This is a genomic window from Stutzerimonas marianensis (genome assembly GCF_022810315.1).
GTDB classification, from domain to species: Bacteria; Pseudomonadota; Gammaproteobacteria; order Pseudomonadales; family Pseudomonadaceae; genus Stutzerimonas; species Stutzerimonas marianensis.
Window position 1 is genome coordinate 77,960 of record NZ_JALGRD010000003.1, and the last position, 12,627, is coordinate 90,586.

General features: G+C 63.3%; 12 protein-coding genes. 7 read left to right on the plus strand and 5 right to left on the minus strand.

What is annotated here, in order from left to right:
• Nucleotides 1–122 precede the first annotated feature (122 nt).
• From MST27_RS06185 to MST27_RS06195, 3 genes are all read right to left on the minus strand, one after another.
• Complete coding sequence (locus MST27_RS06185; RefSeq protein WP_243605130.1) at nucleotides 123–464, minus strand: FKBP-type peptidyl-prolyl cis-trans isomerase; 342 nt, start codon at nucleotides 462–464, stop codon at nucleotides 123–125.
• 98 nt (nucleotides 465–562) lie between these two features.
• The gene (locus tag MST27_RS06190; protein WP_243605131.1) at nucleotides 563–853 is read right to left on the minus strand and encodes a GNAT family N-acetyltransferase; all 291 of its coding nucleotides are present in this window, start codon (nucleotides 851–853) and stop codon (nucleotides 563–565) included.
• Between the two features lie 41 nt (nucleotides 854–894).
• Complete coding sequence (locus MST27_RS06195; protein ID WP_243605132.1) at nucleotides 895–1,215, minus strand: hypothetical protein; 321 nt, start codon at nucleotides 1,213–1,215, stop codon at nucleotides 895–897.
• A gap of 275 nt (nucleotides 1,216–1,490) precedes the next feature.
• Between MST27_RS06195 and MST27_RS06200 the strand changes: the two genes are divergently transcribed.
• The 3 genes from MST27_RS06200 to MST27_RS06210 all read left to right on the plus strand — a co-directional run bounded on the left by MST27_RS06200 (nucleotide 1,491) and on the right by MST27_RS06210 (nucleotide 5,962).
• The gene (locus MST27_RS06200; protein WP_243605133.1) at nucleotides 1,491–3,611 is read left to right on the plus strand and encodes a NosR/NirI family protein; all 2,121 of its coding nucleotides are present in this window, start codon (nucleotides 1,491–1,493) and stop codon (nucleotides 3,609–3,611) included.
• A gap of 132 nt (nucleotides 3,612–3,743) precedes the next feature.
• Nucleotides 3,744–4,931, plus strand: coding sequence for an acetyl-CoA C-acyltransferase family protein (locus MST27_RS06205; RefSeq protein WP_243605134.1), 1,188 nt, complete (start codon nucleotides 3,744–3,746; stop codon nucleotides 4,929–4,931).
• Nucleotides 4,932–5,053: 122 nt separating this feature from the next.
• On the plus strand, nucleotides 5,054–5,962 hold the full coding sequence (locus MST27_RS06210) for a chemotaxis protein CheV (protein ID WP_243605135.1): 909 nt from the start codon (nucleotides 5,054–5,056) through the stop codon (nucleotides 5,960–5,962).
• 67 nt (nucleotides 5,963–6,029) lie between these two features.
• Here MST27_RS06210 and MST27_RS06215 read toward each other — a convergent pair whose 3' ends face one another.
• A complete protein-coding gene (locus MST27_RS06215; RefSeq protein WP_243605136.1) occupies nucleotides 6,030–7,145 on the minus strand; it encodes an SMP-30/gluconolactonase/LRE family protein in 1,116 nt (371 codons plus the stop codon).
• A 377-nt stretch (nucleotides 7,146–7,522) separates the two neighbouring features.
• Here MST27_RS06215 and MST27_RS06220 point away from each other — a divergent pair, with 377 nt between their 5' ends.
• Nucleotides 7,523–9,886, plus strand: coding sequence for a DNA polymerase II (locus MST27_RS06220; RefSeq protein WP_243605137.1), 2,364 nt, complete (start codon nucleotides 7,523–7,525; stop codon nucleotides 9,884–9,886).
• A gap of 6 nt (nucleotides 9,887–9,892) precedes the next feature.
• On the opposite strand, the gene MST27_RS06225 is transcribed toward MST27_RS06220, so the two are convergent.
• Nucleotides 9,893–10,939, minus strand: a complete 1,047-nt coding sequence (locus MST27_RS06225; protein WP_243605138.1) for a sodium:calcium antiporter — start codon at nucleotides 10,937–10,939, stop codon at nucleotides 9,893–9,895.
• A gap of 292 nt (nucleotides 10,940–11,231) precedes the next feature.
• On the opposite strand from MST27_RS06225, the gene MST27_RS06230 reads away from it, so the two are divergent.
• The 3 genes from MST27_RS06230 to MST27_RS06240 all read left to right on the plus strand — a co-directional run bounded on the left by MST27_RS06230 (nucleotide 11,232) and on the right by MST27_RS06240 (nucleotide 12,615).
• Nucleotides 11,232–11,633, plus strand: a complete 402-nt coding sequence (locus MST27_RS06230; protein WP_243605139.1) for an MbcA/ParS/Xre antitoxin family protein — start codon at nucleotides 11,232–11,234, stop codon at nucleotides 11,631–11,633.
• A complete protein-coding gene (locus MST27_RS06235) occupies nucleotides 11,633–12,313 on the plus strand; it encodes an RES family NAD+ phosphorylase (RefSeq protein WP_243605140.1) in 681 nt (226 codons plus the stop codon). The genes MST27_RS06230 and MST27_RS06235 overlap by 1 nt, the downstream gene beginning before the upstream one ends.
• A 95-nt stretch (nucleotides 12,314–12,408) precedes the next feature.
• Nucleotides 12,409–12,615 carry a DUF3079 domain-containing protein gene (locus tag MST27_RS06240; protein ID WP_243605141.1) on the plus strand — a complete coding sequence of 69 codons (207 nt, stop codon included), beginning with the start codon at nucleotides 12,409–12,411 and terminating at the stop codon, nucleotides 12,613–12,615.
• The last annotated feature ends 12 nt before the right edge of the window (nucleotides 12,616–12,627 follow it).

Sequence of the window (12,627 nt, forward strand, 5' to 3'; positions counted from 1 at the left end):
GCAACTGGCCGCTATTGTATGCCGGGCCGGCGTCGGCCGGGCAGACATGCGCCAGTGACGACTTTGAGTGCCGCGCGGCGACAAAGTTGGCCGCGACGGTCTACGCTGTGCGCGCCCTCACATCAGTCGTTGCGGGTCAACACTTCGAGCAGTTCGATTTCGAAGATCAGGTTGGAGTTCGGCTTGATGTGCTTGCCAATCTGCCGCTCGCCGTAGGCGAGATGAGCGGGCACGAACAGCCGGCGTTTGCCGCCGACTTTCATGCCCATGAGCCCCATGTCCCAGCCCTTGATGACGCGGCCGGTGCCGATCACGCACTGGAAAGGCTTGCCGCGCTCGTGGGAGGAGTCGAAGACGGTGCCGTCCTCCAGTTGGCCGTGGTATTGCGTGGTGATCAGTGCGCCTTTGACAACGGCCTTGCCGTCGCCCGGGTGAATGTCTTCGATGTGCAGTTCGTCTTGCATGGCAGGACCTTGAGGGTGAACGTCTCGGCGCCGGCGGGTTCGCTAAACCCTTCGCCGGCGGCCGGCATGATACGCGACGGGCCCGCCGGATGCTGACCTCAGCGGGCGTCCAGGCTGTCGTCCCAGTCGTGATGCCGGCTCATATAGGCGCTGACGAACTCGCATACCGGCACGATGCGCTTGCCCTGTTGGCGGGTGTTGTCCAGGGCCTCGCGCACGAGTTTGCTGCCCATGCCCTGGCCTTCGAGGCTCGGGTCGACTTCGGTGTGGGTGAAGAGGCGGCGTTCGCCTTCGTCGCTGTAGCTGGCGATGCCGAGTGCCTGACCATTGATCTCCAGTACGTAGCGTTGCTGTTGCCCATCGTGGCGTACGGTCGCGTTATCGCTCATGCCTGTCTCCTGCAGTCGAGCCGCCATGGCGGCCAGTTATTTCAAGGGGTCTCGAGGGCATCGACCAGGGCCTTGCCCATTTCCGTGCCGCGGGCGAGCGCCTCGTCGTAGCCACGGTAGTGGCGGGTCTGATCGACCTCTACCGGAACGACGATCTCCCGCTCCCGGACCACCTCGGCGCCGACGGCCCAGAGGGTTTCACCGAAAGTTTCGTATTCGTAGCCGGTCAGGTGGACGATCACGTCGTGATCCTTGTAGACCAGCCGGTGACTGTGCGGGATCTGATGGTCGCTGCCGGCGGGAATATGTGCGGGCGTATCGAAGTAGGGCTGTTCGGCGTCCGGTTTGACTGCCTTGGTCATCGCTGAGCCTCCCATGGATGTGTTGTGGTCTGGCCGGTCAGTTCGCAGAGTATCGCGGATCGACCACGCCCGAACCGTGCGATCGCTGACCGCGCGAGCCACTAGCTTGGGCCCGCTATCGGGCGCCATCGTTCCGTCATCCAGACGGGCGCGAACCGAGACCGAAGTACTGGCCTTCCAGTCCGCAAGTCGCATGGCGCGAGGCGAGGCGTTGCCTAGCATGGGATGACGGCCGCCACGGAGGCGATGGCCCCGAGATTGCCCATGGAGGCTCGATGATCGCGCGTGTTCGCCTGTTACTGCTGCTGATCGGCCTGCTCGCCGGCCCGGTGACCTTTGCCCAGACGCTTGAAGCCGAGATCCAGCAACTCTTCCCGAAGGCCACGCGCATCGAGCCCAAGCAGGACGACCCGCCGGTGCACGCGGTGTACCAGCTCGACGAGTTGCTGGGGTATGCCTTCGAGTCCACTGACTACTCCAGTCTCCAGGGCTTCTCTGGCAAGCCGATCCGCTTGCTGATCGGCCTGGATACGGCCGGTGTGTTGGCGGGCGTGAAGGTACTGGAACATCACGAGCCGGTATTTCTACACGGGTTGGGCGAGCAGTCGCTATTCGATTTCGTCGATCAATACCGGCACAAGTCCATCGGTACGCCCATCGTGGTGGGTAGCGAAAAGGGCGCGGCGGGCGAGGGCGGCTCGGTGACGCGCATCGACGGGGTGAGCAAGGCGACCGTGTCGGTGGTGATCCTCAACGAGACGGTGCTGCTGTCCGCTCTGAGCGTGGCGCGCAAGCAGCTGGATGGTTTCGCCAGCGGCCCGTTGGCGAGCGCGCGAACGGACCTGTACGAGCCACTTGACTGGCAAGGCTTGCTCGAGCGCGGCTATGTGCAGCATTGGACGCTCAGCCGTGATGAAGTCGAGCGGGCCATCGGCCAGCCGCTCGACGGCTTTCAGAACCTGAGTCTGGATGGTGATGAAGCGAGCTTCAGCGACATTCACTTCGCCTACCTCAACGCACCCAGCATCGGCCGAAACCTGCTGGGCGAAGCGGGTTTCGCCAGGCTCAACGAAGAGCTCAAAGTCGGTGAGCAGGCGTTGCTGGTGCTCTCCTCAGGGATGTACCGCCATGTGCCGGACGACTTCGTGCCGGCTACTGCACCCAGCCGGCTGGTGTTGATGCAACATGACCGCGCCATCGAGCTGCATGATATGAACTTCAACAACGGGGCCGTCATGGAGTGGCTCGACGTGCCGGCCGGCGATGTCGAGGCGAACGTCTTTCGAATCAAGGCGCACAATGCCTTCAACCCCGCCGAGCCGGCCGGCCTGCGGCTGAACGTGGACCTGCAGCGCAACCACCTGGTGCGCAGCGATGCCGCCTTCACCCGCGACTTTCAGCTCGACCGCGATCTATTCGAGATCCAGTCGGCGCCGGACGAAGCCGAACCTATCCCCATCTGGCTGCGCATGTGGCAGGAGCGCTGGTGGCAGGTGGCGTTGGTCGTACTGGCGCTGGCAGCATTGACCTGGACCTTTCTTCGCCAGCATCGCATCAGCCGGCACAGCCGGAGCTTCCACCTGTTTCGCGCCGGTTTCCTGGTGTTTACCCTGGTATTCATCGGGCTCTATGCACAGGGGCAGTTGTCGGTGGTGAACATCTTCACGCTGCTGCTGGCGCTGTGGCATGGCTTCGACATCCGCGTCTTCCTCATGGACCCGGTAATTTTCACGCTCTGGAGTTTCACCTTTGTCAGCCTTTTCCTCTGGGGCCGCGGGCTCTTCTGCGGCTGGCTGTGCCCCTTCGGCGCGTTGCAGGAAATGCTCGGCTGGGTCGCCAAGCGCGCGCACATCCGTCAGTGGAAGATCCCGGATCCTCTGCATCGCCGACTTCAGTGGCTCAAGTACGTGATCCTGATTGCGCTGGTCCCGGTCGCCTTTCACTCGTTGACCCTGGCCGAGCGGCTTGCAGAAGTGGAGCCGTTCAAGACCAGTATCACGCTGTTCTTCGTGCGCGCCTGGCCGTTCGTGCTCTACGCCGTAGCGCTGCTCGGACTCGGGTTGTTCGTGCACAAGTTCTACTGCCGCTACATCTGTCCGCTGGGCGCCGGGCTGGCGATACTCGGGCGGTTACGGCTGTTTTCCTGGCTGACGCGTATCGAGGCCTGCGGCCAGCCGTGTCAGCACTGCAAGCACCAGTGCGAAATCGGCGCGATCAGGCGTGACGGGCGCATCGACTACGACGAATGCATTCAGTGCCTGGCATGCATCGTCATCCTCAACAACGAGGACCAGTGCGCCGCCAGCATCAGCGCGCGCAAGAAGGCGGGCAAAGCGGCGCACCCCCCGCTCATCGCCACCGATGCCATGGCGCCGGTGGCGATGAGGCGGCGATGACCAGCCGGTTCTGCGATTTCACAGAGCCACTGTGCATCCGCACCTCTTGCGGGGCCTGGCTGGGACGTTAGGATCGGGCGGATCGCCGGCCGTGAGGCTGGGTGCGGCTCGAATCTGAACGGAAGACACCTCATGGCTGAACGCGACATCTTCATCTGCGGTGCGGTGCGCACCGCGATCGGCTCCTTTGGCGGCGCGCTGAAGGATACCGACCTGATCACCCTCGCCACCACGGCCTGCCGCGGCCTGCTGGAACGCTCGGGTGCGCCGGCGGATGCCGTCGGTCATGTGGTGATGGGCAATGTCATTCCGACCGAGCCCCGCGACGGCTACCTGGCGCGGGTCGCCGCGGTGGATGCAGGCGTGCCGCTGGAAACGCCCGCCTTCAACGTCAACCGCTTGTGCGGCTCCGGCTTGCAGGCGGTGATCAGCGCGGCGCAGGCGATCCTTCTGGGCGATACCGATGTGGCCATTGGTGGCGGCGCTGAAAGCATGAGCCGCGGCCCGTTCATTCTGCCGAACCTGCGCTGGGGCGCGCGGCTGGGTGACACACAGGCGATCGATTACATGAATACGCTGCTGCACGACCCCTGGGGCAAGTTCCACATGGGCGTGACGGCGGAAAACGTCGCCGAACGCTACGGCATCAGCCGCGAGCGGCAGGATTCGCTGGCGCTGGAGAGCCAGCAGCGCGCCGCCCGCGCCGTGGCGAACGGTTACTTCCGTGAACAGATCGTCCCGATCGAGCTGGTTACCCGCAAGGGTACGACGGTGTTCGACACCGACGAGCACATCCGGGCGGACCTCACCGCCGAGCGCCTGGCTGCGCTCAAACCGGTGTTCCGCAAGGACAACGGCACCGTCACCGCTGGCAATGCCTCCGGCCTCAACGATGGCGCAGCCGCGCTGCTGCTGGCCGAGGCCGGCCGGGCCCGCGACCTCGGGCTTGAGCCCATGGCCAGGCTGGTGGGTTACGCCCATGCCGGCGTCGAGCCGGCCTATATGGGCATCGGCCCGGTGCCGGCAGTGCGCAAGGTGCTGGAGCGCACCGGCCTCGAACTGGCGCAGATGGACGTCATCGAGGCCAACGAGGCCTTCGCCGCCCAGGCCTGCGCGGTAATGCAGGAGTTGGGCATGGATCCGGCGCGCGTCAATCCAAATGGCTCGGGCATCTCCCTCGGCCATCCCGTGGGAGCGACCGGTGCGATCATCACCGTCAAGGCCTTGCATGAACTGCGACGGACGGCGGGGCGCTACGCGCTGGTGACCATGTGCATCGGTGGTGGGCAAGGTATCGCGGCGATCTTCGAGCGCGTCTGAGTGGGGCAAGGGCAGCTCATCGGGCCGCAACACCTTGCCACTGAAGATTCCGCCACGCCTGCCGACAAGCCGGGAGCGAGGTGACCTCTCGACACGAGCCCGGCTTTCCCACAGGACGACCCATGAGCAACGTTTCCGCCACCGACTCCTTATCGCTTCTGCTTTTCACGCTGCGCAGCGGCAAGCAGATGGCGATCAACCTGTTGAAGGTCAGCGAGATCATCCCGACGCCTTCATTGACCCGCCTGCCCGAGTCGCACCCGCACGTGCGAGGCGTGGCAACCCTGCGCGGGCAGCCGCTGTCGGTGATCGACCTGAGCCTGGCCATCGGCATGGCCCCGCTGCAGGACCCGAAGGGTGGCTGCCTGATCGTCACCGAAATCAGCCGGTCCAAGCAGGGCCTGCATGTGCAGTCGGTGGTCAGGATCGTGCATATCCGTTCCTCGAAGATCCTGCCGCCGCCCTACGGTGCACGGACCAGCTCCTTCATCACCGGCACGGCGGAGGTGGATGGCGAGCTGATTCAGATCCTCGACGTGGAAAAGGTCATCCACAACATCGCCCCGGTGCCGGTCGATGCAGACATCTCGGAACTCGACAGCCAGGATGCCCAGCTGCTCACCGAAACACGCGCCCTGGTGGTCGATGACAGTCAGGTCGCGATCCATATGTCCGTTTCGGCGCTCACCAAGATGGGCGTCACCTGCCATGCGGTGCGCAGCGCGCGCGAGGCGTTCGACAGGCTGGACAGCCTCAACGGTAGCCACGACGCCATCAACATGGTGGTTTCCGACATCGAGATGCCGGAAATGGACGGGTATTCCTTCACCCAGGCATTGCGCAAGCATCCGGATTACGCGTCGTTGTACGTCCTGCTGCACACCTCGCTGGACAGCACCATCAGCACCGACAAGGCCAAGGCCGCCGGTGCCAATGACATCCTGACGAAGTTCTCCCCGCCGGAGATGGCCAAGTGCATGCTGCGCGCCGCGCGGGTGATCCACCTCGGGGAGGATACGTCGGTCGCCTGAGCGAGGGGCGTCCGGGTATCGCTTTCAGCCAGGCGCGCGCCTGCAGACGGTTGAGCGTCATGCCTGTTCAGCTGCCGTGCTTGCCGAAGCTTGCGTCGCGTGTGTTGACGTAGAGCGCATACACCGAGTGGCTGCTGGCCATGAACAGCCGGTTGCCCTTGGCGCCGCCAAAGCAGAGATTGGCGCAGCGCTCGGGCAGGCGGATCTTGCCGATGGCCTTGCCTTGCGGGTTGAACACCATCACGCCATCCAGGTCCGCAGGCGTCGCCTCCGGTGCCCCGGAACTGCCCCAGCCGCACCAGAGGTTGCCGTCCTCGTCGCACTTGATGCCGTCCAGCGCGCCGTAGGCGGTCGCCTCGATATGCTTGCGGCGTTCGCCCAGGGTGCCGTCGTCATTGACGGCATAGGCCCAGACCAGCCGGTTCGGCTTGGCACGTCCTTCGACGACGTACAAGGTCTTCTGGTCCGGCGAGAAACAAAGCCCGTTGGGTCCGGCGATCTGGTCGATCACGCGCGTTACCGCACCGGTCTCGCCATCGATCCGGTAGACGCCGTCGTCTAGCTCGGTCTCGATCTTGTGGCCTTCGTAGTAGTTGCTCGTCTGGAAGGGCGGGTCGCTGAACCAGATCGAACCGTCGTGGCCCACAGCCAGGTCGTTGGGCGAATTGAAGCGTTTACCTTCGAAGGTATCGGCAAGCACCGTGATGCTGCCGTCGGGCTCGGTGCGCGTTACGCGGCGGCCGATGCCGTTCGTCGTGGAGCCTTCGCACACCAGCAGGCGGCCCTGAAGATCACGCGCCAGGCCGTTGGAATGATTGGAGTGCTCGCGGTAGACATCGAAGGATTCGGTGATCTCATCCCAGCGCATGATGCGGTTTTCCGGAATGTCACTGAGCAGCAGATAGCGGCCGTCGCCCACCCAGACCGGACCTTCGGCCCAGCGCATGCCCGTCGCCAGGCGCTCGACACTCGCATTGAACAGTCGGTACTTGGCGAAGCTCTCGTCGAGAATCTCGACCAGTTCGTCCGGGTAGCGCTGCGTCAGGGGCTCGGCGCAAGCGATGCGTGGCAGGCCGAGGGCGCCCATCGAGGCGACTCCGGCCGAGACGACCAGGGATTTCCGCAGGAACTCGCGGCGCGCTGCGCTGGCGCCAGGTACGGGATCGGTAGTGGGTGCTGTCATGGCAAGCGTCCTAATCGAGTGGTTTTTTCAGGGCGAAGGCGACTGTCCTTGCCGATGGCGGCAAAGCGCGTCTGTAGTAGCAATGTCAGGTAACGAGTTCGGCCGGGCTGTCGCGAGAGCGAGGTGGCCATCCGTAATCGGAAGAAGGCATGGGCGTGCGGGGTTCCATTGTTATTGTTGTCGTACAACCTGGCTGAGTATTGTGGCCGGCTCCGGCTTTGTCAAAACTAGAAGGCCGATTACGTAAGCCTTCATTGGCTTTTAGTCCATCCGGTTCCCGCTAAGACATCGTATGACATGGCGCTGTGATGAAGCGCGCGACAGATCGTCGAGCCACGTAGAATGCGCGTCACCGATCGAGTTTTAAGGGCGATTCTTTGGATCTGCAGCAGGGCTTCGTCCTGACACGCCACTGGCGCGACACGGCGGCCGGCACCGAGGTGGAGTTCTGGGTGGCGACCGACGCGGGGCCGCGCCGGATTCGCGTGCCCGTCCAGCCTTCCGTGGCCTTCCTGCCAGCCGCGCAGCAGCGCGAGGCCGAACGGCTGCTGGCCGGCGAGCGAGACGTCGAGCTGCGCCCGCTGAACCTGGCCGACTTCAACCACAGGCCGGTGCTTGGCCTGTACTGCAAGCAGCACCGCCAACTGATGAGCCTCGACAAGCGGCTGCGGGCCGCCGGTGTCGAGGTTTACGAGGCGGATATCCGGCCACCCGAACGCTACCTGATGGAGCGCTTCATCACCGCGCCGGTCAGTTTCCTGGGGCATGTCGACGGGGAGGGCGTGTTGGTCGACGCGCAGATCAGACCTGCGCCCGATTACCGGCCCTCGCTTCGGCTGGTCTCGCTGGATATCGAGACGACCATGCGAGGCGAGCTGTACTCCATCGCGCTGGAAGGCTGCGGCCAACGTCAGGTCTACATGCTAGGGCCTGCCAATGGTGACGAGACGGTGGTGGATTTCGCCCTCGAGTATTGCGACAGCCGGGCCCAGCTGATCGAACGACTGAACGGATGGATGGCGCAGCACGATCCCGACGCGATCATCGGCTGGAATCTGGTGCAGTTCGATCTGCGTGTGCTGCGAGATCAGGCGCAGCGCTATGGCGTCCCCCTGCGCCTGGGACGCGGTGGGCAAGAAATGACCTGGCGCGAGCATGGTCAGCGCAGCCATCACTATTTCGCCGCGGTGCCCGGCCGGTTGGTGATCGACGGCATCGAAGCGTTGCGTTCGGCGACCTGGAGCTTTGCATCCTTCAGTCTGGAACACGTTGCCCAGACGCTACTCGGCGAGGGCAAGGCCATCGACACGCCGTATCAGCGCATGGACGAGATCAACCGCCTGTTCGCGGAGGACAAGCCGGGGCTGGCGCGCTACAACCTCAAGGACTGCGAACTGGTCACGCGGATCTTCGAGAAAACCGAGCTGCTGACCTTTCTGCTCGAGCGCGCCACCGTGACCGGCTTGCCAGCCGACCGTAGCGGCGGCTCGGTGGCCGCCTTCGAGCACCTCTACATTCCGCTGATGCACCGGCAGGGCTTCGTCGCGCCGAACCTCGGCGGGCGGCCACCGGAAGCCAGTCCTGGTGGCTTCGTGATGAATTCGCAGCCGGGGTTGTACGAATCGGTGCTGGTGCTGGACTACAAGAGCCTTTATCCGTCGATCATCCGTACCTTTTTGATCGACCCGGTGGGGCTGGTGGAGGGCATGCGGCAGCCCGCTGACGAGGCCTCGGTGCCGGGGTTTCGCGGCGCCCGCTTCTCGCGCACGCGGCATTGCCTGCCGGCGATCGTCGAGCGCGTCTGGGAAGGGCGCGAAGCGGCCAAGCGCGAGGGCAACAAGCCGCTGTCGCAGGCGCTGAAAATCATCATGAATGCGTTTTACGGCGTTCTCGGCTCCAGCGGCTGTCGCTTTTTCGACCCGCGTCTGGCGTCGTCCATCACACTGCGCGGACACGAGATCATGCGCCGCACCCGGGAGCTGATCGAAGCCGAAGGCTACAGCGTCATCTACGGCGATACCGATTCCACCTTCGTCTGGCTCAAGCGTGCGCACAGTGATGAGGACGCGGCGCGGATCGGCAGGCAGTTGGTGAAGTTGATCAACGCCTGGTGGCGCGAGCACCTGCAGCAGACGTACGGGCTGCAGAGCGCGCTGGAGCTGCAGTTCGAGAGCCATTTCAGGCGCTTCCTCATGCCGACCATCCGCGGCGCGGAGGAGGGCAGCAAGAAGCGTTATGCCGGATTGATCACCCGTGCCGATGGCAGTGACGGATTGGTCTTCAAAGGGCTGGAAACGGTACGCACCGACTGGTCGCCGCTGGCTCAGCAGTTTCAGCAGGAACTCTACCGACGCATCTTCAATGATGAACCCTATCAGGAGTACGTGCGCGATTACGTCCGGCGCACGCGGGCAGGTGAGATGGATGGCTTGCTGATCCTGCGAAAGCGGCTTCGTCGTCGCCTGGACGACTACGAGCGTAACGTCCCGCCGCATGTGCGTGCCGCACGGATCGCCGACGATTACAACTTGCAGCATGGTCGACAGCGGCAATATCAGAACGGCGGCTGGATCAGTTACCTGATCACCGTGGCTGGCCCTGAGCCGCTTGAGGTGAGGCGGGCGCCGATCGATTACGACCATTATGTGTCGCGTCAATTGGAGCCTATTGCAGACGCCATCCTGCCGTTCGTGAACGACCGATTTGACACGCTGGTGGATGAACAGCTTGGGTTGTTCTGAGGGGCCTCAGCCGAGTTCGCTCCTGGTCAGTACCATGGCGACGCCCGCGAAATAGAGCCCGATCAGGGTCACGCTTTCAAAGCCGATACGGCCAAGGCCGTGCTTCTCACGGCGAAGCAAGCCCATGAGCAAAACAGCTGTCATCAGAATCGACAGCGCGACCCAGAGCAGCACGCTGCTGGAGGCGTGGTGATAAATCGAACCTTCTCGATAGGCGACATCCGAGGCAGCGACGAACAGGGTATCGAACGCGTTGCCTCCGATGATACCGCCGACGGCCAGCGTCAATGCGCCACGTCTGACCGCTGCAACTGAAGTCACCAGTTCGGGAAGCGAGGTAACGACAGCCGTCATCAAGACGCCAACGGCCGCTTCGCTTAGCCAGGTTCGACTGGCAATTTCGCTAGCTGACGCCTCGAGCAGCCACCCGCTGAAACCGAGTATCGCGGCCATGATCATGAACTGAACCCAGAGCGAAGTAAGTGTCCTGGTCTTGGCCTGCTTTGCTGGGGCGTCCTCGCGCGTCTCGCGGGTAAGAGTGGGTAGCCACATAGCCTCGCGTTGCCCTTTGGCGATCACGCGCAGCCCGTACAGGTAGCCAACCAATAACAGCGGGGTGACCGGATGGATACTCCACAGGGTAACGTTCGGGGCGAAAGCGCCCACCATGATCAGCGCCAACAGGCACAACACCAAGGTGCCTTGCATCAGGTTGCCAATCGAAGCGGACGCATGTTCGAGGTTGACTCGCCGAAGGGCGAGATCCGCGACAGTCAGGAAGAGTGTCTGCACGGCTATCCCGCCCAGTGCATTGCTCATGGCCAGTTCCGGTTTCGCCTCCCAGGCAGCTGTAACCGAAAGCACGATGCCGGACAGAGAGGTTGCCATGCCCAGCAGGATCGCGCCGGCCATTGCCTCGCCTATGCCGGTGCGATCGGCCAGCTCATCGACAACCCGAGTCAGCCGGGTGCCAACGATACCTATCACGACTGCGCAAACGAGCAGCAGGCCAACGCTGACGGGTAACCCCGCTGTCTGGAGGTTGGGTAGCACGTGACCTCCGATTGACCAGCTTCGTTAGGCACTGTCCTAGGTAGAGCGGCGCCTGCTGGCAGGGTTCAATCTGGCGGAACTCTTCCACCTTGATTGCCGTGAGCGGCGTCGCTACGCCTGTGTTGTGAGCCGGAGCGTTAGCGGCAAGCTTTCGAGGCAAAGCCAAAGGAGGTGATGGAAGATTCGCTCAGTAATAGTTGGCTTCAGTAATACGTATATGTATAAAAGAGGTTGTAATAATCCAGATGCGTAGTAGTCTGTGGTTGTGTTACCAACTAGACGGAGCGTTCGGATGAATTTCGAACAGGCGGTCAGCAAACCCGATATCAGCTCACCCGATGCGGGGCGAGTGGCGCTGACGTTCTTTTTCAACCTGATGGGGTTGTGGAAGTGCAGCGCCGAACAACAGCGGATTCTTTTGGGCTCGGTCGGCAATACCACTTACTTCAAGTACAAGAAGTTGCCTGAAGTGCGTCTGCCACGAGATACCCTTGAGCGCATTTCCTATCTGATGGGTATTCACAAGGCCCTGAGAATAATCTTCAGCAATCAGGTTGAGCGGGCGTACGAGTGGGTACACAAACCCAACGATGCCGCGCCGTTCAACGGGCGCAGTGCTCTGGACTACATGCTGGGCGGCCAGGTGGTGGACCTGGCCGACGTGCGTCGCTATCTGGACGGGGTGCGGGGCTGATGCCGCCGCAGACGGTGTTGCCGGGCTGGCGCAAGGCCTACCGGCTGGTGAACAGTTCCTACCCTCCGCTGGGCGTGTTCGAGGATACGCTCGATCCGGCTGATCTGGAGGTCGCGTTCGCCATCGAGGCCATGACCAACGACCGGTTGCGCGAGGAGGCGGGTATGCTGCAGCGCGTTGCACCGGGCGATCGTGTCAGCGGGCCGGGCGCGACCGTGGTGATGGCCGCGTTCACCCATATCGGTAACGAGAGCCGCTTCAGCGATGGCACCTATGGCGTCTATTACTGCGCCAGTTCGGTCGATGCCGCGATCGCCGAGACCAAATTTCACCAGGAGCGCTTCCTGGCCGCCACGCGCGAAGCAAATGTCGAAATCACCATGCGCGCCTACGTGAACAGGGTGGTCAAGCCATTGATCGACGTGCGTGACCAGCCCGAGTTGCACGACCCGGATATCAGTGCCTACCCCGTCAGCCAGGCGTTCGCGCGTGAACAGCGCGACGGCAAGACCTGGGGGTTGTTGTACCGAAGCGTCAGGCTCGAGGGGCACGAGTGCGTGGCCGCGTTTCGCCCGCAGGCTGTGTCGTTGCCTGTGCAGGGGGCGCATTTCCGCTATGTCTGGGATGCGAAGGCCGGTGCCATCACGCACGTGATGGAGCTGACCGAGGTGAACGTCTGAACGAGATGGCCCGTCAGCCTTGAGCCGGGTCAAGTTCAGAGGCGATGGGCCCGGTTAGCCTGAGGGCTCATTCTCCAGCCCTGACCGAGCCGCCGATGGCCAAGAAATTTCCGCTCAACCCGCCGCACCCCGAGCGCATCTGCTGGGGCTGCGACCGCTATTGCCCGGCAGACTCGCTTGCCTGCGGCAACGGAGCCGACCGTACCCAGCACCCAGCTGAGATGATGGGCGACGACTGGTATCGCTACGGTGATTACAGTGATCTGATCGCAACCGACGCTCGGTCGAAGCGTGGCGACTAATCGGTTGGCGAG

Excerpts from the sequence above, each read along its gene's own strand:
- MST27_RS06185 (WP_243605130.1), bottom strand. The coding sequence starts at position 464 with ATGCAAGACGAACTGCACATCGAAGACATTCACCCGGGCGACGGCAAG.
- MST27_RS06190 (WP_243605131.1), bottom strand. The coding sequence starts at position 853 with ATGAGCGATAACGCGACCGTACGCCACGATGGGCAACAGCAACGCTAC.
- MST27_RS06195 (WP_243605132.1), bottom strand. The coding sequence starts at position 1,215 with ATGACCAAGGCAGTCAAACCGGACGCCGAACAGCCCTACTTCGATACG.
- MST27_RS06200 (WP_243605133.1), top strand. The coding sequence starts at position 1,491 with ATGATCGCGCGTGTTCGCCTGTTACTGCTGCTGATCGGCCTGCTCGCC.
- MST27_RS06205 (WP_243605134.1), top strand. The coding sequence starts at position 3,744 with ATGGCTGAACGCGACATCTTCATCTGCGGTGCGGTGCGCACCGCGATC.
- MST27_RS06210 (WP_243605135.1), top strand. The coding sequence starts at position 5,054 with ATGAGCAACGTTTCCGCCACCGACTCCTTATCGCTTCTGCTTTTCACG.
- MST27_RS06215 (WP_243605136.1), bottom strand. The coding sequence starts at position 7,145 with ATGACAGCACCCACTACCGATCCCGTACCTGGCGCCAGCGCAGCGCGC.
- MST27_RS06230 (WP_243605139.1), top strand. The coding sequence starts at position 11,232 with ATGAATTTCGAACAGGCGGTCAGCAAACCCGATATCAGCTCACCCGAT.
- MST27_RS06235 (WP_243605140.1), top strand. The coding sequence starts at position 11,633 with ATGCCGCCGCAGACGGTGTTGCCGGGCTGGCGCAAGGCCTACCGGCTG.
- MST27_RS06240 (WP_243605141.1), top strand. The coding sequence starts at position 12,409 with ATGGCCAAGAAATTTCCGCTCAACCCGCCGCACCCCGAGCGCATCTGC.